The following is a 24,742-nucleotide window of genomic DNA, read 5'->3' as shown; positions in this document are numbered from 1 at the left end:
CCATGTTGATCAAAACACTCCTCATCCTTCTGGCCCTGATTGGCCTTGCCGTGCCGATCGCCGCCGCTCTTGGCTGGCTGGGCCTCATCTTGCAATGGACTGACAGCCCGATGCCGCTGCACCGTGCGATCTCGGACATGGCTTGGCAGACCAGCACCGATTTCCTGCTGGTCGCAATCCCGATGTTCGTGATGCTGGGCGAAATTTTGCTGCGTGCCGGCATCACCGAGCGGATGTATGATGGCATCGTCAAATGGCTGGGCTGGTTGCCGGGCGGGCTGATGCACTCGAATATTGGCTCATCGGCGCTCTTTGCCGCCACCTCGGGCTCGTCGGTGGCCACCGCCGCCACCATCGGCACCGTCGCCATCCCGCAGATCAAGAAACGCGGTTATAACGAACCGCTGTTTCTGGGCACCATCGCGGCAGGTGGCACCCTGGGCATTCTCATTCCGCCCTCAATCAACCTCATTCTCTATGGCTTGCTGACCAACACCTCGGTACCCGAGCTTTACCTGGCCGGGTTCATCCCCGGTTTCCTGCTCGCGGCGCTTTTTATCCTGACCGTCGTGGTGACCTGCATGATGCGGCCCGCCTGGGGCGGCGAAAGCCTGAGCTATACTTGGGGCGAACGTATGCGCGCCCTGCCTGCGCTGATCCCGCCCCTGGGCATCTTCATGGTGGTCGTTGGGTCGATCTACGCCGGTATCGCCACCCCGACCGAGGCGGCATCGCTGGGTGTGGTCGCGGCGATGGCCCTGGCCGCCTTCAACGGCAAGATGAGCATCGACATGATGCGCCAGGCCATTGAAGGCACGATGCGTACCACGGCAATGATCATGCTGATCATCATCGCCGCCGTGTTCCTGAACTTCGTGCTGTCGATCATCGGGCTGACACAAGCGCTGACCGATTTCGTCACCGGCCTTGGCTGGTCACCGATGCAGACGATGATCATGATCGTGTTCATCATGATCCTGATTGGTTGCTTCATGGAAACGCTTTCGATGCTCCTGACAATGGCACCGCTGGTCACCCCCATCGTGGTAGCACTTGGCTTTGATCCGGTCTGGTTCGGCATCCTTCTGATGGTGCTTCTGGAAACCGCACTGATCACCCCGCCCATCGGCATCAACCTCTATGTGGTGCAGGGGCTGCGCAAGACAGGGGTGATGATGGACGTAATGAAAGGTGCGCTGCCCTTCGTGCTGACCATGTTCGTGATGCTGGCGCTGCTGCTGATCTTCCCGAACCTCGCGCTCTGGCTGCCATCCCTGTTCTACTGATCCCGTGTGGGCCCGCATCTGCCGGGCCTACACATCAACACTCAGCTTCGTGACTCAAAAGGAAACAGATCGACATGGTGCCGCACTCAAACTGGCCCCGGATCAGCACGCTTGGCGTCGATGGCTTTCTGATCAGCTTTGGCGACCGGCTCAGCGAACCCGCCAACCGCGCAGCACTTGCCTTTCGCGCAGCACTTGATCACGCGGACTGGGCGGGGGTCGAGGAAACCTCGACCTCGCTCACCTCGGCCTACTTGCGATTTGATCCGCTGGCGCAAGATCACGCGGCGCTTCAGACGCGACTGGACGGGCTGCTTGCCGCCGACGACTGGTACAAGGCCGAATTGCCCGGTGGCCGACGGCTGTGGCGCATTCCCACCGTCTACGGCACTGACCTTGCGCCGCAACTTGGCGAGGCCGCGCAGGCCGCCGGGCTGACGGTGGAACAGGCAATCGCCTCGATCTCTGAAACACAGGTGCGGGTGCAGGCCATCGGTTTCGCCCCGGGGCAGCCCTATCTGGGCGAATTGGCCGATTGCTGGGACATCCCGCGCCAGACCACGCTGTCCGACAACGTGCCGCAAGGCGCGCTTGTGGTGGCGATCCGGCAGCTTGTGCTTTTTTCCGTGACCACGCCCACCGGCTGGCGCCATATCGCACAGACCGGCTTTCGCCTGTTTCGCCCGGATACCGACACGCCCTTTACCCTGCGCCCAGGGGATGAGGTGCTGTTTCCCCCCACCACGCCCGAGCGCCTGGCGAACATGAAAGCCGACGGCCCCGATGGCGGCGCCACATCCGAGGTGCTGACATGACTCGCGCGCTGATCGTCCATCGCGCCGGTCCCGGGACCAGCGTGCAGGACCGGGGGCGGCCCGGGTTCCTGGCCCAGGGCTTGTCGCGGGGCGGCGCGGCGGATCGCCTGGCCCTGGCCGAAGGGGCGGCACTGCTGCGGCAGGACAGCCAACTTGCCGCGCTGGAACTGGTTGGCACAGGGGGCGATTTCGAGGTGACGGCGGATACCCGCATCGCCTTGACGGGCGCACCGATGCGCGCCACCATCGACGGCGCGCCGATTGTCTGGAATGCAAGCCACCTGCTGCCGCAGGGCGCCCGCCTGTCCATCGGCGCCGCTCGGACAGGAAACTATGGCTATCTGCATCTGGGCGGCGGGTTGGATCTGCCGACGCTTCTGACGGCGCGCAGCGCCCATCTGGCCGCAGGCCTTAATGGTCCCGTTCAGGCGGGGTCGCGGCTACCGCTGGGACCTGATGCAAAGCCGGATCAGACCGGTCTGACGCTCGGCACCAACGAGCGATTTGATGGCGGCACCGTACGCTTTGTCGCCGGGCCGCAGACCCCGCTATTCGATGCCAGCGAAATCGACCGATTCACCGCCATGGGCTTTCGCCGCGACACCCGTGGCAACCGGATGGGGGTGAAACTGTTCTGCGACGGTGCCGGGTTCCACAGCGACGCGGGCCTCAGCGTCCTTTCCGAGGTGATCACCCCCGGCGACATTCAGATCACCGGCGACGGCAGCCCCTTCGTGCTGCTCGGTGAATGCCAGACAACCGGTGGCTATCCGCGTATCGGCTCAGTCCTGCCCTGCGATCTGCCGCGTGTGGCGCAGGCGCGACCCGGTGACATCCTGCGGTTTAGCCTGATCCCGCTGGCCGAGGCGGTCGAGGTGGAACGCCGCGAAGATACCCGGCGCAAAACCTTGCGCAATCAACTGCGCCCGCTGATCCGCGATCCGCATAACATCCATGATCTGCTATCCTACCAACTGATCAGCGGTGTGACCGCTGGCGACGATCTTGAAAGGGACATTCCATGAGCCAGACTGTCGACCTTAACGCGGATATGGGCGAAAGCTTTGGTGCCTGGACGATGGGCGATGACACAGGGCTGCTCGACATCGTGACCTCGGCCAATATCGCCTGCGGGCTGCATGCCGGCGACTGGGATGTGATGGCCGCAACCATGCAGGCGGCGGCCGCGCGCGGTGTGGGCATTGGCGCGCATCCGGGTTTTGCCGATCTTCAGGGATTCGGCCGACGCCGCATGCATCTGCAACCGGAAAGCCTGGCGAACCTGGTGCGTTACCAACTGGGCGCGGCACAGGCCATGGCGCGCGCCGCCGGGGCCGAGGTCCGGCATCTGAAACTGCATGGCGCGCTGGCCAACATGGCGGCCGAAGATGCCAAGATGGCGTTGGCCTGCTACCGTGCCGCCCTCTCGGTCGCGCCGGATATTATCGTTATGGTTTTGGCGGGCACCGCCCAACAAGCAGCGGCGGCGGAGTTAGGGTGCAGGGTGGCATGTGAAATATTCGCCGACCGAGCCTATAACGACGATGCAACTTTGGTAGACCGCAGCCAACCCGGCGCTGTAATCCATGATCCGTCCTTGGCAGCTGATCGTATTTTCAGGATGGTTCAGGCTGCTGCGATCATTACCGAAAGCGGCACACAAATTCCAACACGCATCGACACCATCTGCCTTCATGGAGATACGCCAACCGCAATCGCTATTGCACAGGCTGTACGCCTTAAGCTGGAGGCCAATGAAATCAAGCTCGCTCAATTCGAAGGGCACCCAATTCAAGATTAATCCGGGCAATCGCGCGCACGGCAGACCCGCATCCGATGCCTTACTTGCTGGATCAAAGCCGAAAACTAGGTATGCGCAGCAAAGTCAGGACTTACCGATTTGCCCCGAACAAGCCACGTAAGATGTTTTCGATGGCATTACCACCACCGCGTTGCCGGCGGCGTTGACGGTTATCCTGCTTGGGTTGGGCTTTGGGCGCGGGACGGATCATTGGTAGCGGATTAACCGGTGTGTCCTTGTGGACGCGGACCATCGTCTCATGCCAGATTTCTGCGGGTAACCCACCGCCGGTCACCCCGCTAAGCGGTGTGTTATCGTCATAGCCCATCCAGACACCGGTTACATAATCAGCGGTAAACCCAAGGAACCAGGCATCACGCGCGGCTTGCGTTGTTCCAGTCTTGCCTGCTGCTTCACGGTCCGGCAACTTGGCGCGGCTGCCGGTGCCGTTTGATACCACCTGACTCATCATCCAGATCAGTTCCTGCGCCGCGGCTTCCTGTATCACTCGCTCTCCAATACCGCCGCTGACGCCCATCATCGGCGTATCATCACCCAAAAGGCGCAACTCGGTCAGGCCATAAGGCGTGACCGAGGAGCCACCGTTCAGAATACCCGCATAGGCCCCAGTCATCTCCAACAGGGTGCTTTCTGACGCTCCGAGTGCCAGTGCTGGTCCTTTGGCCAACTCGTTGTCGATGCCAAACCCGGTGGCCACTTCGCGCACCAAGTCACGTCCCACGCGTTCGCTTACTTTAACCGCCGGGACGTTCAGAGAATTGCGCAAAGCGTCAGCCAACGTGACCCGTCCATAATGCTTATTGGTGTAGTTTTTCGGGCACCAGCGGCCCGATCCGGGGATGTCCAGGCAGTAGGGCTCGTCCACCACCAGCGAATCCCAACCGAAACCCAGCTCAAGCGCTGTGGCGTAGACAAAGGGTTTGAACGCCGATCCGGTCTGGCGCTTGGCTTGCGTCGCCCGGTTGAACGCCCCCTGAACCGTACTGTCGCGGCCACCTACCATCGCACGCACAGCGCCGTCGGCGGACATCACCACGATAGCGGCCTGCGCCTTTGATCCTTCGCGCACTTTGTTCTCAAAAATATATACTAGTGCATCTTCAGCGGCCTTCTGGATGCGCTGGTCAAGCGTTGTTCGAATGATCACATCTTCGGTCGTGTCACGGGTAAAAAACTCGGGCCCGCTATCCATCACCCAATCGGCGAAATAGCCACCGGCCTGCGCCTTCGCGGCCTTGCTCAGCGTCGCCGGATTGGCCTGCGCTTCGCGCATCTGTTTGGGGCTGAGATACCCCTGCTCCTGCATCAATCGCAGCACCGTCGCCGCACGATCCTGCGAGCGTTTCAGGTTGCTTGTCGGTGCCAGCGTGGAGGGCGCAGTCAACAGCCCGGCCAGCATCGCTGCCTCTGCCGCACGTAATTGGGCCGAGGATTTTCCGAAATAGCGTTGCGCCGCCGCTTCGGCCCCATAGGCTCCGCCACCCATATAGGCCCGGTTCAGATAGATCGAGAGTATCTGATCCTTGGTATACTTAACTTCCATCGCAAGCGCATAGATTGCTTCTTTGATTTTGCGCGACATCGACCCACGACGGCAGTCATTGATATAGGCAGTTTCGTCCTTCCACTCGGCTTTGTCATATTCAACACCCAGACATAGAAGTTTGGCCGTCTGTTGAGTGATTGTTGACCCGCCGTGCCCGCTCAGCGGACCGCGCCCCTCGCTCAAGTTGATACGCACAGCACTGGCCACGCCGCGCGGGCTGATCCCGAAATGCCGATAGAAACGTTTATCCTCAGTCGCGACCACCGCGTTTCGCAAATGTTTGCTAACTGTCTTAGCATTAACCTCACCGCCGAACTGGTCCCCGCGCCAGGCAAAGACCTCCCCCTCACGATCAAGCAAAGTCACTGACCCCCGCGCCCGACCATCAAGCAACTGGTTCACATCTGGCAGCGTCGAGTAGACATAGCCCACCGACAATCCGACAACCAGTGCGACAACCGCAGTCACCCGCCAGGTGACCCACCAGATGATCCTCAGGAAAAAGCGGATGATGCGCAAGAAAAACGCCACAATCGGATTGCGTTTGCGCGCCGGGCCCCGCCGCTTGCGTTTAGTCGCAGGCTTGCGTTTCGCCGGTTTCGGCTTGGCCTTAGAATTGGTGTACCGCTTATCGGCCACCAAAGACGGCTTTTTCCTACCAGATTTACTCATGCTCGTCCTGCCCGGACTCGTTTGTTTTACCGCACTCTACCGCGTGGAAATGCAAATGTAGACCCCCGGCGGCGATACTGCCCGGATTTTTGCACTGCCATATTTTCAGGCATTACCAATAAATCGCACAAATTTTCCGCAACCCCTTCTCAAATTTTTCGCAAACCACCGCGCAAATCTTTCGCTGCACCGCAGAATCAACTCTGCTGCCGGTGCAACAGACATCTGTCTCACCATAAGATGAAAAGGGGAAAACGGTGAAACTGATCATCGCAACGATCAAGCCCTTCAAGTTGGATGAAGTGCGCGAGGCGCTGACCAATATGGGCGTGCGCGGCATGATGGTGACCGAAATTAAGGGATTCGGCGCCCAATCAGGCCACACAGAAATCTATCGCGGCGCCGAATATGCCGTCAATTTCGTACCCAAGATCAAGCTGGAAATCGCGGTCACCGCCAACATGGCAGATCAGGTAATCGAAACGATCGCCGGCACCGCGCGCACTGGCAAGATCGGTGACGGCAAGATCTTTGTCCTAGACCTCCAGCAATCCATGCGCGTGCGCACCGGGGAAACCGATGCCGAGGCGCTCTGATACCGATCAATACAGGAGAAATCATATGCAACCCCTGACCAAACTGCGCCTTGCCGCTGCGCTGATCTTGCTGCCAAGCATGGGTCTTGCTCAAGAGGCGGATACAACGCCGTTGAATGCCGATATCGGCTTTATCTTCACCACCTTCATGTTCCTTGTCTCAGGCTTTCTGGTGTTCTTCATGGCCGCCGGTTTTGCCATGCTCGAAGCGGGACTCGTGCGCGGTAAGAACGTCGCAATGCAACTGACAAAGAACGTCGCGCTCTTTTCACTCGCGTCACTCTTCTATTACATCCTCGGTTATAACTTGATGTACCCGGGCGATGGCTGGTCGATTGACGGCATGCTGGGCGCGTTTTCCATCGCCGCACTGGAGCCTGTGGGCCTTGAGGGAGCTGAGCCAGATTTGACCTACGCCTCAGTGGGCTCGGATTTCTTCTTTCAGCTGATGTTCTGTGCTGCAACCGCCTCAATCGTGTCGGGGGCGCTGGCCGAACGGATCAAGCTTTGGCCGTTTCTGGTCTTCGTCGTAATACTTACCGCCGTTATCTATCCTATCCAGGCCAGCTGGAAATGGGGTGGTGGGTTCCTGGACGGTATGGGTTTTCAGGACTTTGCCGGATCGACGGTGGTCCACTCGGTGGGCGGTTGGGCCGCGCTGACAGGGGCCATCATCCTCGGGCCACGTCTTGGCAAATATAAAGACGGCAAAGTGCATCCTTTCCCAGGCTCCAACCTCGCGCTGGCAACGTTGGGCACTTTCATCCTGTGGCTGGGTTGGTTCGGCTTCAACGGCGGTTCACAATTATACATGGATACTGCCGGGAACGTGGCCGATATCAGCCGTATTTTCTCGAACACGAACACCGCTGCGGCGGCTGGGGCGTTTGCCGCTCTGATCCTGACGCAAGTAATGTATAAAAAACCAGATTTGACGATGATCCTTAACGGAGCCTTGGCGGGGCTGGTTTCAATTACGGCAGAACCACTGACACCATCGCTGATCCAGTCCACGCTGATTGGCGGGATTGGCGGCGTCATCGTTGTCTTTGCCGTGCCGATGCTAGATCGCATGAAGATCGACGATGTGGTTGGCGCGATACCTGTCCACCTGTTTGCGGGTATCTGGGGCACGGTCGCGGTTTGCTTCACCAACGACGCGGCCAACCTTGGTACCCAATTATACTCGATCATGGTTGTCGGCGCTTTCGTTACCGCTGCATCGGCCGTCGTCTGGCTGGCCCTGAAAGCCACCATGGGTCTACGCGTCGATGAAGAGGTTGAGATCAGCGGCCTTGATATGGCAGAGCTGGGGATGGAAGCTTACCCCGAATTCTCGGCCACCTGACACTTCCTGATCAGAGAGCTGAAAGATAACCCCGAGCGTTCCCGCTCGGGGTTATCTTTTCATCGCTGGTAATTGCAGTCAAACGACACACATCGGCTATCTTTCGCGATTCGATCTGTCCGCGAATTGGGTGCGTTTCGGGATAATTTCGACATCGGTCCCCTTTGGAAGCCGCGATTTTCCAGTTGGAAAGCCGAAAAACAGACCTTTTCCAATGTGTGAACGATCTGGCACATCTAGGGAACATGACCTGAGAAATCCCAAATTCAGGACTCGAGGTGCTTATGGCGAAACAGTCTTCTGATTTTTCGTCTGTTCTGATCCATGACTCAGAAACTGTTGCAAATACACGAACACCGAAAGTCAGACCAAATCGTCTCCAATTAACCAATCCGCAATTCAGGACTGGATTTACCTAAATTTAGTCACAATATGGAAGCATCGAAGGATGGCGGCGGAAAGCATGTGTGTAAATTTATGTTCCGCAAGTGTGAACGAGTGAGAGTACGTGTACGAGTATGAAGTTGTTGATATTGCACATGCTTTCTGTCCGCAATTTCTGCGCATCGGTTCTTGGCCCTTTTGAGGGTCAAAAACCGTGCAGGGCCGTAGCCTGGCAGCGTATGTCCCCTTCTGATGACTGGTCGCGTGTAAGGCCAGACAAGTAAAACGGCGTGTGTTGCCGGGGGAATTGGTGAAAGGACGGCTTTCGTTGGGAGTTGGTGGGAAATCCTGACAGGAGTTTAAGTGTGATGAGTAATATGTTTGATGAACCGCAATCGTCTGCGGTGCTTACGTTTGGTTTGCGTGAGATCGAAGGCGAGCCGAAACCCGGTATCGAAGATGCCGTTGACGAGGCAATTTACAAGGTAATGGTTGCGCAGCGCCGCGAGATCAATCGTCGCAATCTGCCTGACCTGGATTAGTACGAGTTTCCGGATATATGCAGCGAATGCCCGGTCCGAGGCCTATTTCCCGGGCCGGGCGTTCTTTTTTAGGGGATGTTCAAAAGCGAAAAGGTTTCGCTTGATACTTCCGGCAGGCAGATAGCATTAGCCTCAGCCCCGTCGTAAACTACGACAGGGCTGAGATTTCATTTCCACATGCTAGGGTACCTCTATTGACTGGGCGCGTGAACAGCGGCGGTGATAACTGCTTGCATCGCGCTAAGTTGGGAAAGCACGCTGAATGGTCGCTATCTTTGCAATGTGCTCCAAGGGCACACCTTGCGACGCGCAAATGCAAAAAGGCTCTCCGACTTCTCGGCGATATCGCCTGCCCTTGTTTTGCGTTCCCTGCAGCTAGAGCGAATGGGCGGGGGCGCGCCAGATGCGGGCTTAATCCGCCTCTTCCATTTCAAAACCCAGGTGTTTTGCAACGGTGAAAATATCCTTGTCACCGCGTCCACACATATTCATGCAGATCAGGTGATCGGCGGGCAATCCGGGCGCAATTTTCATCACATGGGCCAGCGCATGACTGGGCTCTAGCGCCGGGATGATCCCTTCCTGCAAGCAACAAAGCTGAAACGCCTCAAGCGCTTCCTTGTCGGTGATGGAAACATACTTGGCGCGGCCAATTTCGTGCAGCCAGCTGTGTTCCGGCCCGATCCCCGGATAATCGAGCCCGGCTGAGATCGAATACCCTTCCAAAATCTGACCGTCATCGTCCTGCAACAAATAGGTACGGTTGCCATGCAGAACGCCCGGGCGACCGCCGGTGAGCGAGGCGCAATGTTCCATCTTGGCATTTACACCCTTGCCGCCCGCTTCGACACCGATAATCTGAACGTCTTTGTCGTCCAAGAAGGGGAAGAAAAGACCCATCGCATTCGAACCACCGCCAATCGCAGCAATGATAGTGTCGGGCAGACGCCCTTCGGCGGCCATCATCTGTTCTTTGGCTTCTTTCCCGATGATAGCCTGAAAATCACGTACCATCGCCGGGTAAGGATGCGGTCCCGCAACAGTCCCGATGCAATAGAACGTATCACGCACATTGGTCACCCAGTCGCGCAACGCGTCGTTCATCGCGTCCTTAAGCGTGCCCCGACCGGAGGTAACTGGAATCACCTCAGCCCCCAAAAGCCGCATGCGGAATACGTTGGGTTTTTGCCGTTCGACATCATGCGCACCCATATAAACCACACATTTCAGCCCAAACTTGGCACAGACGGTGGCGGTGGCGACACCGTGTTGGCCTGCGCCGGTTTCAGCGATGATCCGGGTCTTACCCATACGCCGCGCCAGAATGATCTGACCCAGTACGTTATTGATCTTGTGGGCGCCGGTGTGGTTCAGCTCATCCCGCTTGAGGTAAATCTTGGCCCCACCCAGATGACTGGTCAGCCGATCAGCGTAATATAACGGTGAGGGTCGACCGACATAATGGGTCCACAGGTCATGCATCTCAGCCCAAAAACTTTCATCGGTCTTGGCATTCTCATACTGCGCTTCCAACTCAAGAATGAGCGGCATCAGCGTTTCCGATACAAACCGGCCGCCAAAATCACCAAAACGACCTTTCTCGTCAGGACCGTTCATGAAAGTGTTGAATAGATCGTTCATCAGATGCGCCTTTCGCATGGCTTGGCTGGACTCTCGCTCTTGAATATGGCGCGCGGGCAGGATTTTCCAGTGAAAAGGGTGGCAAAACTGGATTTCCGGGCGGCAATCCGGCAAGGTTTGCACCATGAGACATTGGTCCATTCCGGTATTGCTACTTGCCACCTCTGCAGCGGCTCAGGACGCCTGCGAGGACGCATGGTTCACGCGTAACCTTCTGATGGACCGGGCGGGCTATTGCTTTGGCTCTCCGTTGGGGAAAGCTCTCTTTGACAACTCTGATTGCACCGGTAGCGACATTACGCTCTCGCCCGACGTCAAGTTCCAAGTCGAAGCAATCAAGCGGTTCGAGGCATCAAACGGTTGCACGATCGACACCTCACGCACCACACTTGAGATTGACGATATTTCGATCCGGCGGCAACTACGCGATTTGCCGATGCGCGGCCCGTTTGAATCTGCCTGCCTCGGTTGGCTCGGTGAAGGTGCGGCCCTGCGCGTGGGTCATGATGATGCGGCCCACGCAATCGGCCAGGTTGAGATGGGTGATTTTATCATGTTCTCCTATCTGACCGTTGGAGATTGGAGCTATGTGACAACCCATGATCATGATTTCACCGGGCTGAAAGCAGGTGGTTGGGTGCCAAACACTATTTTTCCGGAAGAAGCCTGCGCTGAATGGGCAGGCTAGGGCTTAGTTCATCCGCACCACGTAGAGTCGCGACCAGAGGTCCGGCTCTCCCAAAAGAAACGGCAAGAACGGCTCTGAGGTCTGTACAATCTGCCATCTGCCCGATTTGCTCAGTCCTTCCATAATCGCGGGGAAACCCTGCTCCTGATAGGTCGCCTCGATCAGGTTGAATACGCCATAACCGCGAGGCCGTGTGACATGCGCTAAATGTTCCAGGCTAACCGGTGGCGCGTGACCGGGTCCAAAAGATCCCACGCAAACAAAACCCGTGAAGGCTCCTTTTGGAAAGGGCATAGGTTGCCCCATATCAACCTCGTGCAATTCGGAATAGGCGCCGGTCTTGCGTGCGGCAGCCAACATATCGGGCGACAAATCGCAGCCAGTGATTGGGCCATAGCCCATCAATTTCAGCGCCTCACTGACCAGCCCGGTACCACAGCCGGCATCCAATATGGGTCCGTTGGTTTGGCCAAGGAACCGTGCAAGCATTCCGGCAGCCAGAGAAGGTAATCGGAACCCGCGCGAAAGATTGTCAGCGTCATAGCTGTCTGCCCACTGGTTATAGATCGCCCGCGTTTCTTCGGGCGATTTCGCGCCATAGACATCGTCCAATTCTTCGGTATGTGCTGCCATTTTGACCCCGACCCCCAAACCTACAGCATCGGCAGTGCCCAGCTTTCTGTCAACTAATCGAGCACACGCTTGAAACCCGTATGGGTCGGTTGAAAACCGAGACGCTCGTAGAACCTGTGACTGTCGATACGGGTGGCATTCATGGTTAGCTGCATTAGACTGCATCCAGCTACACGGGCGCGGGCATCAGCATCGATGAACATTGCTTCACCGATGCCCTGTCCGCGCAGATGGCTGGCCACGCGCACGCTTTCAACCTGCGCCCGTCGCGCCGCGCGCAGCGACAACCCACTGATAAAGGTCAACTGATAGGTGGCGACAACGGTTTTGTTTTCAGTCTCTCCCACAATCAATTGGTTTCCACCCTCAGCCTGCATGGCACCAAAAGCGGCCAGATATGGGCTGATATCAGCATCTTCACGGGACTGGCCCAACACATCGTCAACCAGCAGAGCAATCACTGCGGGAACATCGTCCCGTGTCGCCTCGCGAAACCTGATCATTTCCGAGCAGCCGCAATAAAGTCAGCAATCATCTTTGCATCTTTGATCCCAGGCGCTTTTTCCACACCCGAGGCTACGTCGACCTGCTTGGCGCCGGTCAGTGCGATCCCCTCAGCCACGTTTTCCGACGTCAAACCACCGGCCAGCATCCATGGTACAGACCAGCGTCGGCTGGCAATCAAGTTCCAATCAAAGGCTACCGCATTGCCCCCGGGCCGGTCAGCATCGGGGGGCGGTTTGGCATCCACCAATAGCTGGTCAGCCACGCGGGAATGTGCATCCAGAAGGGGCAGATCATCCTTGGTCGCGACGCCAACTACTTTCATCACCGGCACGCCATAGCGCGACTTCACTGCCAAGACCCGCTCAGGCGTTTCACTGCCATGCAGTTGCAAAATGTCAATCGGCACCTGTCCCGTCAGCGCATCAAGCAAAGCATCATCAGCATCGACCGTCAGTGCGACCTTCGCTACGCCTTCAGGCACATCGACAGCCAAGGCAGCGGCATCTGGTATCTCAAGATAGCGCGGTGATTTCGGAAAGAAATTAAAGCCCAAATAGGAGGCACACGCGTTAACGGACGCGGCAACATCTTCAGGCCGTTTCAGCCCGCAAATCTTGACCCGGATATCCTCTGGCATAAGACGCGCCTCAGCTGGCCTCTTCCAAGAGAGCCAAGACTTCATCCTTGCCCTGATGCTTTTCACCTTTCAAGCGCCGAATCTCTGCACGCATCTGCTGCATCTCACGTGCCTGCTTGGCAGCGGCCATTCGTTCCTTGGCCTCACGAATCCATTCCCAGATAAATCCAACGATAAGTCCCGCAAGAATGCCGCAGAAAATAACAATGAACAGTGGCACGTCATAGCTGGGGTTCAGCGCCGCTAGCGACGCCAGTTCGTTTGGTAAAACCTTAACTGTAACCATGCCGCGATTGGCCAACGCGATCAAAATCAGGGCCACCGCGAAGATGGCAATCGAGGCATAGCGAATGTAGCGCATGGGTTTACTTCCCGTTCAAGCGGTCCCGGAGCAACTTGCCCGTCTTAAAGAATGGAACGTGCTTTTCTTCAACTTGAACCGACTCACCCGTGCGCGGATTTCGACCTGTTCGAGCATCCCGCTTTTTCACCGAAAACGCGCCAAAGCCACGCAGTTCGACACGGTTGCCCTTGGCCATCGCGTCTGTGATTTCGTTGAAGATCGTGTTGACGATACGTTCCACGTCCCGCTGATATAAATGCGGGTTCTCATCGGCAATTTTCTGAATCAATTCCGATCGGATCATCGGCACCCTCCCCCGAGCGATTTTTTGTTTTGGTCGACTGGCAACGCAGTAACTATAGATAAAATCGCGAAAAAAAGAAGAGCCTAGCAATAGGTGAACAGCATGATTTTGCCCATAAATTCGCCATCATGCGCGAAAATCTTACTTCTGAGACAAACGGGCGGGTCGCATCGGCACCCAACTGCGCCGATTCTACACTTCTGTGCCTACTTTGATTCGCAAACCAAAAGACCAAGGTATAGCGCGTCGACCGCACACCACTGAATTGCAGGGTGGCGAACCTAATTAGGGCACAGGTTGTTTATCTCACATTGGCAGCTTTTGCCGAGATAGGCACCGAAAGCGCCGGACAAGAGGTCAAGCCTGCGCGGAAGCGCTTTTCTATTGAGACAACCAAGGCAAAGAAAAGGCCCCGCTGATAAAAGCGGGGCCTGATCAGATTTCCAGAAACGAAGGTCTGACTTATTCGTCGCCTTTCAACGCTGCACCCAGGATATCGCCCAGCGACGCCCCTGAATCCGAGCTGCCATATTGTTCAACGGCTTCTTTTTCTTCGGCGATCTCGCGTGCCTTGATCGACAGACCCAGACGACGGGTCTTGCTGTCGACATTGGTCACACGCACGTCAACCTTGTTGCCAACGCTGAAGCGATCCGGGCGCTGTTCTGCGCGATCACGCGACAGATCCGAACGGCGGATGAACGATTTCATACCTTCGTACTCGACTTCGATGCCGCCATCCTCGATCGAGGTGACCTCGACCGTGATGATCGATCCGCGCTTCACGCCACCAACGGCTTCGGCGAACTTGTCGCCGCCAAGCGCCTTGATCGACAACGAGATACGCTCTTTCTCGGTGTCAACTTCGGACACAACGGCCTGAACCATATCGCCTTTGCGGAAGTTCTGGATCGCATCCTCGCCACGTTCGTCCCACGAGATGTCGCTAAGGTGAACCATGCCGTCGATCTCGCCTTCAAGACCGATGAAGAGACCGAATTCGGTGATGTTCTTGACTTCACCTTCAACCTCGGTGCCCTCAGGGAACTGCTCGGCAAAAACTTCCCACGGATTGCGCATGGTCTGCTTGAGACCCAGGGACACGCGACGTTTTGCACCGTCGATTTCCAGAACCATGACTTCAACTTCCTGGCTGGTCGAAACGATCTTGCCAGGATGCACGTTCTTCTTGGTCCAGGACATCTCGCTGACGTGAACCAACCCTTCAACACCCGGCTCCAGCTCAACAAAAGCGCCGTAATCGGTAATGTTGGTGACACGGCCGGTATGGGTCGATTCCAGCGGGTATTTGGCAGCAACCAGATCCCAAGGATCGTCTTGCAGTTGCTTCATACCCAGCGAAATACGGTGGGTTTCCTTGTTGATCTTGATGACCTGAACATTCACGGTCTCGCCGATCGACAAGATTTCCGACGGGTGGTTGACGCGGCGCCAGGCCATGTCGGTGACGTGCAGCAGACCGTCGACACCGCCCAGATCAACGAACGCACCGTATTCGGTGATGTTCTTGACCACACCCTCGACATTCTGACCCTCGGTCAGGTTGCCAATGACTTCGGCGCGCTGTTCGGCACGGCTTTCTTCCAGGATGGCGCGGCGCGACACAACGATGTTGCCCCGGCGACGATCCATTTTCAGGACCTGGAATGGTTGCTTCAGACCCATCAGCGGGCCCGCGTCGCGCACGGGACGCACATCAACCTGTGAGCCGGGCAGGAAGGCCACAGCACCGCCCAAATCGACAGTGAAGCCGCCTTTGACACGGCCAAAGATCGCGCCTTCTACACGCTCGTCGTCGGCATAGGCTTTTTCCAGACGATCCCAAGCTTCCTCGCGGCGTGCCATCTCGCGCGAGATGACGGCCTCGCCACGGGCGTTTTCAGCCGAGCGCAGGAACACCTCAACCTCATCGCCGACGGCGATTTCGGGGGCTTCACCGGGATTTGCGAATTCTTTAAGTTCGACGCGGCCTTCCATCTTGTAGCCTACGTCGATGATGGCTTGCCCCGCTTCAATTGCGATGACTTTACCTTTGACAACAGACCCTTCTTCGGGTGTGTCCATTTCGAAGCTTTCGTTGAGGAGGGCTTCGAATTCCTCCATCGATGCGTTTTGAGCCATGTGGCGTTTCAATCCTAACGTTTCGTGTTTCGGGCCGCGCGGTTGTCTCCGCCGGTCTTGAGGGTTTCATTGGTCAGGCGGACCGTCACTTTCCGCAAAACAAAGAGGGCCGGCTTGTGCCCGACCCTGCCCGTCTCGATGCTCTGCGGCGGTTTCCACCTTGTAGACAGGCGCGCGTATAGCGGGTGGATGCGGGACAATCAAGCCTTAGATGGGGCAGGATCCGACTGCAAATGCACCACCCTGACTTGGATCGAACGGAAAACCTGCTGCCGTAGCATTCAGGTAAATCGGAACGCGTAGAAGTGAATTGTCGTTGAATTTTCCTATTCATTCACAAAATCAGAACGATTTGCATGTTTTGATGAAAAATTCAGCATTCAAATTTCGAAGCAATGCATCAAATTCCTTTCTGTCGCGTCATCAACGACGGACCCGAAACCTGAAAGGACCGAAAATGAAAAATCTGTTGATTACTAGCATCATCGCTACGCTTCCCCTGATTTCAGGGCCCGCATTTGCGGCTGACGAGATCAATGTCAGCAACGGCATTTCTGCGGCTGGCGCCCCTCTGGCCGTACATGGTGCAGACCCGGTTGCTCTGCTGAATGATGCGAAAGTCGTAGACGGTTCAGCGAACCACGCGCTGACCCATGACGGGGCTAGCTATTACTTTGCAAGCGCCGAAAACATGGAAGCGTTCAAGGCTAACCCAGTAAAATACACACCGCAGCACGGTGGTTTCTGTTCCTACGGTGTATCGGTTGGTCAGAAATTCGACGGCGACCCAGATCAGTTTCTGGTCCACGACGGCAAACTGTTTTTGTTCTTGAACGCCAAGACACGCGAACTCTTCATGGAAGATGTTGCTGGCACCAAGGCAACGGCGGACCAGAACTGGGAAAAGATCGAACACAAGTCGGTTGAAGAACTGGCGGATACCTGATCCCGTTGGGCGGGGCTGCAAGACGTGGCCCCGCCTGTTTCAATTTGCGACATTCCGCTCACCAACTCGTTTAATGCATGTGATCCACAAAGCACCCATTTTCCGGTCAGATGCCAATCGGAGGATCTTCATGTCGCTTTCCCGTCGCCGCTTTATTGCAAGCTCAGCAGCGCTTGGCGCTGTTTCGTCGCCATTAGGGGCACAGGATGATATAACGGAATTTGATCTGTTGCGGACAACGTTGGTCGGACCACCCGAAAATGCGATCGCTGCGCTGGATAAAATCCGCGAGCGAGGTAGCCCCGATCTTGCGTCCGGTCTGATCATGGCGATGCGATTTTCGCAACTTCCATCGACTCACTTCGTCGAGACACTGACAGCTATCACCGGCACCGGCGCGGGCAACAACTGGTTCGACTGGATGCTCTGGCAAGAGGCCAACCCACAGATCGTTCCGCATCAGCCGTCGCTGATCGCGCTCAAACGTGAAATCTACCTCGAGATCGACCCCAATTTCGATGTCTTTCTCAAACCCCGCCACCTGCGTCGTGACAAGATGAAAATCCGACTTGAGGAAATTACTTGGGGTGGTGTGCGTAAGGACGGCATTCCGTCGCTGGACAACCCCCGTCTGATTACCGCGTCCGAGGCCAGTTATATGCGCAAAGGTGATCTGGTGTTTGGGGTGTCGATCAATGGTGACACCCGTGCATATCCGCTCAGGATCATGGGTTGGCACGAGATGTTCAATGAGGTGATCGGTGGCATACCGGTCGCGCTCGCGTACTGCACTTTATGCGGGTCGGGCATTCTGTTCGAGACCAAGGTCCGTGGACGAACAAAACCTTTGATCTTCGGCTCTTCCGGATTCCTCTATCGTTCGAACAAACTGATGTTTGACCGGGCGACCCATTCGTTGTGGAACCAGTTCACCGGTAAGCCGGTCTCCGGGCGCCTCGTAAACAGCGGGATCAAGCTTAAACAGCGTCCAGTCGTAATCACGACGTGGGAGAATTGGAAACGCGACAACCCGCAGACCCGCATCTTGTCAATGCAAACCGGGCATCGGCGCGACTACGGCTCGGGCGTAGTCTATCGCGATTATTTTGCGTCGAAAGACCTTATGTTTCCGACCAATGTCGATCAGCGACAGCATCGGCAAAAGGATTACGTCTTTGGCATTCGTGAGTTTGGCGGGGCCAAGGCCTGGCCGCTGAAGGCGTTTCGCAAGCGCAAGGTGATCAACGATGCCATGCGAGATAAGAAGCTGGTCTTGGTTGGCGATGAAAAGACCCGCAGCGTACGCGCGTTCGAACGCAACGCGCTGACCTTCAAATCAGCCGACAAGGGTGGTTTGTTGTCCAATGATGGCACTCGTTGGCAGATCACAGAAGAGGCATTGGTTGCACCAGATGGACGCACTTTGCCGCGAGTACCGGGGCATATCGCTTATTGGTTTGCCTGGAATGGGTATCTGGGGGCGGAAAGCGAAATCTACAAAGGTTAGATTGAGGCGCTGTTACCAAGTCCCCGTGACTGGCCGGGCGCTTTCAGCTTATTGAGCAAGGCTAGGCGCATAGTCAGTTACAGGGTTTTTCCGAATGCTCAGCCTTCCAAAACGAGCGCCAGAGACCCTCATGCCAAGGGCAGTATGATCGCGCTATTAAACCTCGGCCAATCGCTTCTGCACAATACTGATCGCGGCCTCGATTGCGATGGCTATGGTCATCTCCGATGTATCAAGCCGTGTGGCGTCATCGGCTGGTTTCAAGGGCGCCGTGGTACGGGCACTGTCGCGGGCATCACGAGCCTGAAGATCGGCCATAACCTCATCATACGAGACGTCATGTCCCTTTTCGACCAGCTCTTTGTGGCGGCGCCTGGCGCGCACGTCATCCGTGGCCGTCACGAACAATTTCACCTGCGCGTCCGGGCAGATCACGGTGCCGATATCGCGCCCATCCAGTACCGCACCACCATCGCGAGTGGCAAAAGCGCGCTGGAAATCAAGCAACGCCTGGCGGACATCTGGCAAAGCCGCAACCCGGCTGGCAGCCTGGGCTACTTCGGGCGAGCGTAGATCATCGGCATTCAAATCCTCGGGGGTAAGGTTATATGCAGCTTCTACCGGATCGGTCCCGTCCAACGTCCGCCGCCCGGTAGCGCGATAAAGCAGACCAGTATCCAGTTGCGCAAATCCAAAATGCTTGGCCACCGCGCGGGAAATCGTGCCCTTGCCTGCAGCTGCCGGTCCATCAATCGCAATGGTGAATGACATATTGCGCCCCCTTTTGAAGGTACATGCCTAGTGGATCGTGGCCGGGGGCTCAAGTTCAGGCATGCCACACTCAACCCAAGGCAAAGCGCGCGGGGCTGATGGCAGTTACAACCTCCGTTGCAAGCGCTGGACTCTTCCCGCAGCACAAAGCATGGGTCAGCGCGGCTAATGCTGGCGAGGTCTGGACGCCGTATCCCCCTTGCCCAGCCAGCCAGAAAAATCCTGGAGCATCGGGCGCAAACCCAGCAACCGGCGTTCGATCTGACGTAAAGCTGCGAAGACCTGCCCAACTATGAGTAGGACGGGTGATCGGAAAATTCGTGGCTTCTTCGAACCGGTGCAAACCTTCGGCCAAAACCATGTCGTCGGGCCAAACGTCATGCGGATCAACCGGATCTTCATCCGCCGGTGAAATCAACAATTTTCCCGCATCGGGCTTGGCATACCAAGTCTCTTCCGCCGAGGCGATCAGCGGCCATTTTTCAGCGCCGGAAATATCACTCGGCACCGCCATCAAAACGGCGGAGCGCCGAAAAGGTTGCAGACCGATCTTCTGCACCCCTGCCATGTTTGCGATGATATCGGCCCAGGCTCCGGCCGCATTGACAACAACCGGCGCGGTGACCGACAAACCTTTGGTCTCGACCCGCCAGTCATTACCTTCCCGGATGATCGCCACGACCTCGGAATTGGTCACGATTTGCCCACCCCGGCTACGCAGTAAACGGATATATCCTTGCAACAGGCGATCTACGTCGATGTCCTGTGCGCTTTCCTCATATAGCCCCGCCACAAGCCGATCACGCTTCAAGATCGGAACCAGTTGAACAGCTTCATCCGCTGTGATGTGGTCGATACCGCTGCCCCCAGCAGCATAGGCTTTGAGGGCGTCAAGTTCCTCTTCGTTAGCCACCAATAATTCGCCGCGCGGCGACAAGAGCGAACTTTCCGCGATGCCGTCTGGCTGCGCGAGAACCGGTTCGGACGCAGCGTTGAGCGCACGTAACGTGGCATTGCCGTAATTGCGAATGAAGGTGGCCGCAGAACGACCCGTGGAATGATAACCGGTTTGCGGCTCGCGTTCGAGGACCAGCACCTCGGCATCTTCAGACATCATTGCCGCAGCGCTGATGCCTGCGATACCGCCACCAATCACGATGATATCGGGAGATGTCATTTAGTCTACCCACTCATTCCAATCAATATTATCCACATATAAGGCCTGTTTTCTAACCGAATTTCAATGTCGATTGATCGACAAGTTCTCCGATTGGAAGGTCGTAGTAATCACCTTTGGCCTCGGCGTGGATATGGCGGTCCATCCGCAGATCGGTAGCGCCATCAAGCGTACCAGCCATGATCGAGATGTGGCTTGTCTCATTCTCTTGCCAGAAAAGCGAACTGCCACAAATATTGCAGAAACCTCGTTGCGCGGTCAGCGATGAACGGTACCATCTAAGGCCTTCATCCCGGATCAAGGTAAAATCGCTGGCTTCAGCTTGAGTAGCGGCCACATAATGGCCTGAAGTCTTGCGACATTGCGAACAATGGCAACCGACAACTGGACGCAAAGAACCGGAAACTTCGTAGCGGACCGCACCGCATTCGCAACTTCCCTGCATTGAAACTCTCCCTTCGTGCTGGGTTGAGCCTAACGGGGGCGGTTCATCAGAACTGGCCGAATTCCGACCTGTCAGCCCCTCGAACCGTCAGTGGTTATCTCGCCTGATCTGAGCACCAAGCGCGGCCATCAATGGTTCGAAAATCGGAAAGGACGTAGCGATTGGGCTACCATCATCGACGCTTACAGGTTTCTCGCTGGCCATACCCATCACCATGAAAGACATTGCGATCCGGTGATCCAGATGACTGGTGCAGGTGGCCCCGCCCGGTACGTTACCGTGCCCTAAGCCAGTGACTGTCCACCAGTCAGGGCCATCTTCGACGGTGACGCCGTTCGCGCGCAGGCCGGTAGCCATAGCATCAATTCTGTCACTTTCCTTGACCCGCAACTCCTTCACGCCACGCATTACCGTTTCACCTTCAGCGAAGGAAGCAACCACCGACAATACGGGATATTCGTCGATCATGCTTGCCGCGCGATCCGGTGGTATTTCGATGCCTATCAGATCAGGCGAAAACCGCGCGCGAAGGTCTGCAACAGGCTCGCCGCCTTCGGTGCGTTCATTTTCATAGGTAAGGTCCGCGCCCATTTCGCGCAGCATCGTGAACAACCCTGCGCGCGTCGGGTTAAGCCCGATACCCGGTACAAGCACATCAGAGCCCGGAGTAATGATTGCGGCGCATACGGGAAAGGCAGCCGAGCTAGGATCGCGCGGCACTGCTATGGTCTGTGGCGTCAGTTCGGGCTGACCTGTCAGGGTGATAACGCGACCTTCATCCGTTTCTTCCGTAGTGATTTCGGCACCAAATCCGGCCAGCATGCGCTCGGTATGGTCGCGGGTCGCTTCCTTTTCCACCACAACGGTTTTGCCAGGTGCGTTAAGGCCCGCCAACAAGACAGCAGATTTCACCTGCGCGGATGGTACCGGCACGATATAGTGTACGGGCACGGGATGGGCAGCCCCGGTTATGGTCATTGGCAACCGCCCGCCCGAACGCCCCACCGATTGGGCACCAAAAAGCGCCAACGGGTCGGTCACACGCCCCATAGGACGACCGTTGAGGGATGCGTCTCCGGTAAAGGTGACGGTAATCGGCGCTGTGGCCATTGCGCCCATGATCAGGCGCACACCAGTGCCAGAGTTACCGCAATCAATTACTTGATCGGGTTCAGCAAAACCGCCGACGCCAACTCCAAAAACCGAGTATTCGCCACCGCCGTGGTCCGTCACTTCGGCCCCGAAAGCCCGCATGGCCTTGGCTGTGTCCAGTACGTCCTCGCCTTCCAATAGGCCAGTGATGCGGGTCTCTCCCACCGACATCGCCCCCAGAATCAGCGAACGATGCGAGATCGACTTGTCTCCGGGTACATCCGCAATGCCTTTCAAGGGTCCGCATTTGGCAGAAGTCATCGGGATCGGGGTGCCGTGGCCAGACATGGGCGCGCCTTTCAAGTATTTTCCTGCCCGCCTGATAGCGCAACCATCAAACGGCGTCCATCCGTGCGAACAGACATCAATTTCGGCGCTCAACCTTGGTTCAGTGCTTTTTGGAAGAGATCAGCGTCCGCGTTCCAGATCGCGCGGTTGAGCTGCGGCAATCACCAGTATTTCAACCTTTAGTTCTTTTCTGGCAAGCTTAGATTCACCGCACGCGCGAGCTGGTGCGTGTCCTTCAGGTACCCAAGCGTCCCAGACTTCGTTCATTGTGGCAAAGTCAGCCATATCGGCCAACCAGATGGTGGTCTGCAAAATGCGGGTCTTGTCCGAATCCATTGCGGCCAGCAGCGTTTCGATTTTTTCAAGGCAAGTGCGGGTCTGATCCGCCACGCCATCTTCGGCATTGCCAACCTGACCGGCCAGATAGATCACATCGCCGTGACGAACGGCAGAGCTCATGCGTTGTTTAGTACCGTGACGGATAATATCGCTCATCATTGATGGTCCTTTGATTGCTCTTAATTGAGTGCTCGCTCACCCGAACCGGTGAGGCATGAGAAAGTCAACTCCTGCACGAATTCCGCGACAAGGCCAAGACTTCGAATCAACACCGACAAGCTATTGTCGCAAACGCCTTTGCGTCAGACGCTTTCATCCTCCAGATGCAGCTTCATGTCGATCAGCACCTGTTGCAGCATTGTCGTTTCCTTGAGCAGCCGCTTGGCCTCGTTAACGGTAATGACGCCGTCATCTATTGATTGCTGGTACTCGGCCATCAGCATCGCGAACCGTTGGCTAAGCGCAATCACATCGGAATTCACCCCGCCTTTGTCGTCATCGTTCTTGCGGCGTTCGTCAAAAGACAGGTGAATGTTTTTTAGCTCTGCCAGCGCGCTCGTTACATGCGGGTACGAAGACGCCTCTTCCAATGCAGCCACAGCGTCGATGGGCATAAACCGATCGGCGTGTTCATCATGGTCGGAATAATATCGGCCAAGCGTGGCTTTGGACTTGCCCGTCAACTCGCAGGCCGGCTCGATCCCCACATCCTTGACCAGCGCCTCGGTGTGTTTCTTAAGATAGCTTCCGATTTTTGACATTCACTCATCCCCAAAGCGGCACACCCGGAATTGAACCGGGGAAAGCCTTAGACGTTTTCCCATTAAACGCTTTATCCCGAAATGTCATTTGTAAAGCAATCCCAAGGTTTTCCGGGATAACGGATGCCCGACTTCCCCAAGAGCGGGCATGAGGGTGAGGCCGGAACAGTTTGGGAATGTCCTTTCCCCAAACTTTCGATTGCAGGCATGAATGGTGCCGTCGCATTCCATCCCCGGAAGCGTGCTTCCAGATGACGACATCAGTCTTTCAATAACGGCCTCACCCGGACTTTTTGCCAAGTCAGTCTTGTTATCAAGCACGTTCAACCAAGACTGAGCCCACCGAGTAGCCTGCGCCAAACGAGCAGATCAAACCCGTATCCCCTGCTTTCAGGTCATCGGAGTATTTTGAAAATGCGATGATCGACCCCGCAGAAGACGTATTGGCATAGTCTTGCAGGATATTGGGCTGTTCTTGCGGTTCGGGCACACGGCCCATCACCTTGCGGCCAATGAAATCATTCATAGCCTTGTTGGCCTGATGCAACCAAAGACGTTTCAACTGCTTGGCCTCAACACCTTCTGCGGCCATGTGATCCGCGATGTGTTTTGAAACCAATGGCAGCACCTCTTTAAAAACTTTGCGGCCTTCCTGCACAAAAAGCATATCCCGTCGGTCGCCCATATGTCCGTCGCGGGTTCTGCGCAAGTAGCCATTGTTGTTACGGATATTGTTGGAAAATTGCGTGGCGCAACGAGTTGAGCGGACCAGGAAATGCACACCCGGTGCATCTTCGGCGCGTTCTAATACGGACGCCGTACAGACATCACCAAAGATAAAATGACAATCACGGTCGCGCCATTCCAAATGCGCCGAACAAATTTCAGGGTTCACCACCAACGCGCACCGCACCGAACCTGCGCGGATCATGTCAGCAGCAGCCTGTATCCCGAACGTGGCTGAAGAACACGCCACATTCATGTCAAATGCAAAACCGCCCGCACCCAGCAGCTGCTGGATTTCGACTGCAATCGCCGGATAGGCACGTTCATGATTGCTGGCGGCACAGATCACCAAATCAACCTCTGCAGCGTCACGCCCCGCTTGGACAAGCGCCTTTGCACTGGCGTCAAGCGCCATTTCCGCCATCAGTGAGGGATCATCATTGCTGCGTGGCGGCAAATGAGGATGCATCACATCGGGGTCAAGAATACCTGTCTTATCGAGCACATAACGTTGATGGATACCTGAGGCATTGACGATGAACTCCGAAGAAGACGGTTCTTTTGCTGTAATTTCTCCGGTTGCGATCGCTTCGGCGTGCTCGGTGTTGAACCTTTTTGCATAGGCATTGAACGCCTCAACCAATTCGTCATTGCTGATAATCTGGTCAGGCGTAAAGACGCCGGTGCCGGTAATGGCGGGTGTATGCATGTATCGGGCCTCTCA

Annotated in this window: 26 protein-coding genes; 11 read left to right on the top strand and 15 right to left on the bottom strand. The window is 56.5% G+C overall.

Translation table 11 applies throughout. The features are described 5' to 3' along the window. Nucleotides 1-2: 2 nt before the first annotated feature. From Q1B27_RS12435 to Q1B27_RS12420, 4 genes are all read left to right on the top strand, one after another. Nucleotides 3-1,286 carry a TRAP transporter large permease gene (locus Q1B27_RS12435; RefSeq protein ID WP_299847993.1) on the top strand — a complete coding sequence of 428 codons (1,284 nt, stop codon included), beginning with the start codon at nt 3-5 and terminating at the stop codon, nt 1,284-1,286. Between the two features lie 74 nt (nt 1,287-1,360). Then, entirely contained in the window at nt 1,361-2,101 is a 741-nt protein-coding gene (locus Q1B27_RS12430) for a carboxyltransferase domain-containing protein (protein WP_299847992.1), read from the top strand. Beyond that, nucleotides 2,098-3,126 (top strand): urea amidolyase, encoded by a 1,029-nt coding sequence (locus Q1B27_RS12425; RefSeq protein WP_299847991.1) that lies wholly within the window; start codon nt 2,098-2,100, stop codon nt 3,124-3,126. The genes Q1B27_RS12430 and Q1B27_RS12425 overlap by 4 nt, the downstream gene beginning before the upstream one ends. Then, on the top strand, nt 3,123-3,902 hold the full coding sequence (locus Q1B27_RS12420; protein ID WP_299847990.1) for a 5-oxoprolinase subunit PxpA: 780 nt from the start codon (nt 3,123-3,125) through the stop codon (nt 3,900-3,902). The genes Q1B27_RS12425 and Q1B27_RS12420 overlap by 4 nt, the downstream gene beginning before the upstream one ends. A gap of 91 nt (nt 3,903-3,993) precedes the next feature. On the opposite strand, the gene Q1B27_RS12415 is transcribed toward Q1B27_RS12420, so the two are convergent. Further along, nucleotides 3,994-5,988 carry a transglycosylase domain-containing protein gene (locus Q1B27_RS12415; protein ID WP_299847989.1) on the bottom strand — a complete coding sequence of 665 codons (1,995 nt, stop codon included), beginning with the start codon at nt 5,986-5,988 and terminating at the stop codon, nt 3,994-3,996. On the opposite strand from Q1B27_RS12415, the gene Q1B27_RS12410 reads away from it, so the two are divergent. From Q1B27_RS12410 to Q1B27_RS12395, 4 genes are all read left to right on the top strand, one after another. Further along, nucleotides 5,978-6,202, top strand: coding sequence for a hypothetical protein (locus tag Q1B27_RS12410; RefSeq protein ID WP_299847988.1), 225 nt, complete (start codon nt 5,978-5,980; stop codon nt 6,200-6,202). The two genes, Q1B27_RS12415 and Q1B27_RS12410, sit on opposite strands and share 11 nt — an antisense overlap. Before the next feature lie 196 nt (nt 6,203-6,398). Next, a complete protein-coding gene (locus Q1B27_RS12405) occupies nt 6,399-6,737 on the top strand; it encodes a P-II family nitrogen regulator (RefSeq protein WP_299847987.1) in 339 nt (112 codons plus the stop codon). A 25-nt stretch (nt 6,738-6,762) separates the two neighbouring features. Beyond that, a complete protein-coding gene (locus tag Q1B27_RS12400; RefSeq protein WP_299847986.1) occupies nt 6,763-8,085 on the top strand; it encodes an ammonium transporter in 1,323 nt (440 codons plus the stop codon). Between the two features lie 752 nt (nt 8,086-8,837). Further along, the gene (locus Q1B27_RS12395; protein ID WP_299847985.1) at nt 8,838-9,011 is read left to right on the top strand and encodes a hypothetical protein; all 174 of its coding nucleotides are present in this window, start codon (nt 8,838-8,840) and stop codon (nt 9,009-9,011) included. A 411-nt stretch (nt 9,012-9,422) separates the two neighbouring features. On the opposite strand, the gene trpB is transcribed toward Q1B27_RS12395, so the two are convergent. Further along, entirely contained in the window at nt 9,423-10,655 is a 1,233-nt protein-coding gene (trpB, locus tag Q1B27_RS12390) for a tryptophan synthase subunit beta (protein WP_299848327.1), read from the bottom strand. A gap of 121 nt (nt 10,656-10,776) precedes the next feature. Here trpB and Q1B27_RS12385 point away from each other — a divergent pair, with 121 nt between their 5' ends. Then, nucleotides 10,777-11,340, top strand: coding sequence for a DUF4453 domain-containing protein (locus Q1B27_RS12385; protein WP_299847984.1), 564 nt, complete (start codon nt 10,777-10,779; stop codon nt 11,338-11,340). Nucleotides 11,341-11,343: 3 nt separating this feature from the next. Here the strand turns inward: Q1B27_RS12385 and Q1B27_RS12380 are convergent, their stop codons facing one another. From Q1B27_RS12380 to rpsA, 6 genes are all read right to left on the bottom strand, one after another. Next, a complete protein-coding gene (locus Q1B27_RS12380) occupies nt 11,344-11,973 on the bottom strand; it encodes a class I SAM-dependent methyltransferase (protein WP_299847983.1) in 630 nt (209 codons plus the stop codon). A 53-nt stretch (nt 11,974-12,026) separates the two neighbouring features. Then, nucleotides 12,027-12,476 carry a GNAT family N-acetyltransferase gene (locus Q1B27_RS12375; RefSeq protein WP_299847982.1) on the bottom strand — a complete coding sequence of 150 codons (450 nt, stop codon included), beginning with the start codon at nt 12,474-12,476 and terminating at the stop codon, nt 12,027-12,029. After that, nucleotides 12,473-13,117 (bottom strand): phosphoribosylanthranilate isomerase, encoded by a 645-nt coding sequence (locus Q1B27_RS12370; protein WP_299847981.1) that lies wholly within the window; start codon nt 13,115-13,117, stop codon nt 12,473-12,475. The genes Q1B27_RS12375 and Q1B27_RS12370 overlap by 4 nt, the downstream gene beginning before the upstream one ends. 10 nt (nt 13,118-13,127) lie before the next feature. Then, entirely contained in the window at nt 13,128-13,478 is a 351-nt protein-coding gene (locus Q1B27_RS12365) for a LapA family protein (protein ID WP_299847980.1), read from the bottom strand. A gap of 4 nt (nt 13,479-13,482) precedes the next feature. Further along, on the bottom strand, nt 13,483-13,764 hold the full coding sequence (ihfB, locus tag Q1B27_RS12360) for an integration host factor subunit beta (protein WP_085801620.1): 282 nt from the start codon (nt 13,762-13,764) through the stop codon (nt 13,483-13,485). Nucleotides 13,765-14,226: 462 nt separating this feature from the next. After that, nucleotides 14,227-15,906, bottom strand: a complete 1,680-nt coding sequence (rpsA, locus tag Q1B27_RS12355; protein ID WP_299847978.1) for a 30S ribosomal protein S1 — start codon at nt 15,904-15,906, stop codon at nt 14,227-14,229. Nucleotides 15,907-16,363: 457 nt separating this feature from the next. Between rpsA and Q1B27_RS12350 the strand changes: the two genes are divergently transcribed. After that, nucleotides 16,364-16,852, top strand: a complete 489-nt coding sequence (locus Q1B27_RS12350) for a YHS domain-containing (seleno)protein (protein WP_299847977.1) — start codon at nt 16,364-16,366, stop codon at nt 16,850-16,852. A 130-nt stretch (nt 16,853-16,982) separates the two neighbouring features. Further along, nucleotides 16,983-18,359 (top strand): DUF3179 domain-containing protein, encoded by a 1,377-nt coding sequence (locus tag Q1B27_RS12345; RefSeq protein WP_299847975.1) that lies wholly within the window; start codon nt 16,983-16,985, stop codon nt 18,357-18,359. A 156-nt stretch (nt 18,360-18,515) separates the two neighbouring features. Here the strand turns inward: Q1B27_RS12345 and Q1B27_RS12340 are convergent, their stop codons facing one another. From Q1B27_RS12340 to Q1B27_RS12310, 7 genes are all read right to left on the bottom strand, one after another. Next, nucleotides 18,516-19,130: a d(CMP) kinase gene (locus Q1B27_RS12340; protein WP_299847972.1), complete on the bottom strand. Its 615-nt coding sequence runs from the start codon at nt 19,128-19,130 to the stop codon at nt 18,516-18,518. Nucleotides 19,131-19,200: 70 nt separating this feature from the next. Beyond that, entirely contained in the window at nt 19,201-20,307 is a 1,107-nt protein-coding gene (locus tag Q1B27_RS12335) for an FAD-binding oxidoreductase (RefSeq protein ID WP_299847971.1), read from the bottom strand. Nucleotides 20,308-20,359: 52 nt separating this feature from the next. Then, nucleotides 20,360-20,752 carry a GFA family protein gene (locus Q1B27_RS12330; protein WP_299847970.1) on the bottom strand — a complete coding sequence of 131 codons (393 nt, stop codon included), beginning with the start codon at nt 20,750-20,752 and terminating at the stop codon, nt 20,360-20,362. Between the two features lie 87 nt (nt 20,753-20,839). Next, nucleotides 20,840-22,192, bottom strand: a complete 1,353-nt coding sequence (aroA, locus tag Q1B27_RS12325) for a 3-phosphoshikimate 1-carboxyvinyltransferase (protein ID WP_299847969.1) — start codon at nt 22,190-22,192, stop codon at nt 20,840-20,842. A 120-nt stretch (nt 22,193-22,312) separates the two neighbouring features. Further along, nucleotides 22,313-22,687, bottom strand: a complete 375-nt coding sequence (locus Q1B27_RS12320; protein ID WP_299847967.1) for a RidA family protein — start codon at nt 22,685-22,687, stop codon at nt 22,313-22,315. A gap of 146 nt (nt 22,688-22,833) precedes the next feature. Continuing rightward, nucleotides 22,834-23,292 carry a hypothetical protein gene (locus Q1B27_RS12315; protein WP_299847966.1) on the bottom strand — a complete coding sequence of 153 codons (459 nt, stop codon included), beginning with the start codon at nt 23,290-23,292 and terminating at the stop codon, nt 22,834-22,836. A gap of 313 nt (nt 23,293-23,605) precedes the next feature. Beyond that, nucleotides 23,606-24,727 carry a beta-ketoacyl-ACP synthase III gene (locus Q1B27_RS12310; RefSeq protein ID WP_299847965.1) on the bottom strand — a complete coding sequence of 374 codons (1,122 nt, stop codon included), beginning with the start codon at nt 24,725-24,727 and terminating at the stop codon, nt 23,606-23,608. Between the last annotated feature and the right edge of the window lie 15 nt (nt 24,728-24,742).

Origin of the sequence: uncultured Roseovarius sp. (assembly GCF_947489715.1) — a bacterium.
Lineage (GTDB): Bacteria > Pseudomonadota > Alphaproteobacteria > Rhodobacterales > Rhodobacteraceae > Roseovarius.
This window is presented reverse-complemented; position numbering and strand designations above follow the sequence as displayed.

Coding starts and splice junctions, on each gene's coding strand:
- Q1B27_RS12425 (WP_299847991.1), top strand. CDS start 2,098: ATGACTCGCGCGCTGATCGTCCATCGCGCCGGTCCCGGGACCAGCGTG.
- Q1B27_RS12340 (WP_299847972.1), bottom strand. CDS start 19,130: ATGTCATTCACCATTGCGATTGATGGACCGGCAGCTGCAGGCAAGGGC.
- Q1B27_RS12350 (WP_299847977.1), top strand. CDS start 16,364: ATGAAAAATCTGTTGATTACTAGCATCATCGCTACGCTTCCCCTGATT.
- Q1B27_RS12345 (WP_299847975.1), top strand. CDS start 16,983: ATGTCGCTTTCCCGTCGCCGCTTTATTGCAAGCTCAGCAGCGCTTGGC.
- Q1B27_RS12320 (WP_299847967.1), bottom strand. CDS start 22,687: ATGAGCGATATTATCCGTCACGGTACTAAACAACGCATGAGCTCTGCC.
- rpsA (WP_299847978.1), bottom strand. CDS start 15,906: ATGGCTCAAAACGCATCGATGGAGGAATTCGAAGCCCTCCTCAACGAA.
- Q1B27_RS12370 (WP_299847981.1), bottom strand. CDS start 13,117: ATGCCAGAGGATATCCGGGTCAAGATTTGCGGGCTGAAACGGCCTGAA.
- Q1B27_RS12365 (WP_299847980.1), bottom strand. CDS start 13,478: ATGCGCTACATTCGCTATGCCTCGATTGCCATCTTCGCGGTGGCCCTG.
- aroA (WP_299847969.1), bottom strand. CDS start 22,192: ATGTCTGGCCACGGCACCCCGATCCCGATGACTTCTGCCAAATGCGGA.
- Q1B27_RS12410 (WP_299847988.1), top strand. CDS start 5,978: ATGATGCGCAAGAAAAACGCCACAATCGGATTGCGTTTGCGCGCCGGG.
- Q1B27_RS12330 (WP_299847970.1), bottom strand. CDS start 20,752: ATGCAGGGAAGTTGCGAATGCGGTGCGGTCCGCTACGAAGTTTCCGGT.
- Q1B27_RS12435 (WP_299847993.1), top strand. CDS start 3: ATGTTGATCAAAACACTCCTCATCCTTCTGGCCCTGATTGGCCTTGCC.
- Q1B27_RS12310 (WP_299847965.1), bottom strand. CDS start 24,727: ATGCATACACCCGCCATTACCGGCACCGGCGTCTTTACGCCTGACCAG.
- Q1B27_RS12375 (WP_299847982.1), bottom strand. CDS start 12,476: ATGATCAGGTTTCGCGAGGCGACACGGGACGATGTTCCCGCAGTGATT.
- Q1B27_RS12315 (WP_299847966.1), bottom strand. CDS start 23,292: ATGTCAAAAATCGGAAGCTATCTTAAGAAACACACCGAGGCGCTGGTC.
- Q1B27_RS12400 (WP_299847986.1), top strand. CDS start 6,763: ATGCAACCCCTGACCAAACTGCGCCTTGCCGCTGCGCTGATCTTGCTG.
- Q1B27_RS12430 (WP_299847992.1), top strand. CDS start 1,361: ATGGTGCCGCACTCAAACTGGCCCCGGATCAGCACGCTTGGCGTCGAT.
- ihfB (WP_085801620.1), bottom strand. CDS start 13,764: ATGATCCGATCGGAATTGATTCAGAAAATTGCCGATGAGAACCCGCAT.
- Q1B27_RS12380 (WP_299847983.1), bottom strand. CDS start 11,973: ATGGCAGCACATACCGAAGAATTGGACGATGTCTATGGCGCGAAATCG.
- Q1B27_RS12335 (WP_299847971.1), bottom strand. CDS start 20,307: ATGACATCTCCCGATATCATCGTGATTGGTGGCGGTATCGCAGGCATC.
- Q1B27_RS12420 (WP_299847990.1), top strand. CDS start 3,123: ATGAGCCAGACTGTCGACCTTAACGCGGATATGGGCGAAAGCTTTGGT.
- Q1B27_RS12385 (WP_299847984.1), top strand. CDS start 10,777: ATGAGACATTGGTCCATTCCGGTATTGCTACTTGCCACCTCTGCAGCG.
- Q1B27_RS12395 (WP_299847985.1), top strand. CDS start 8,838: ATGAGTAATATGTTTGATGAACCGCAATCGTCTGCGGTGCTTACGTTT.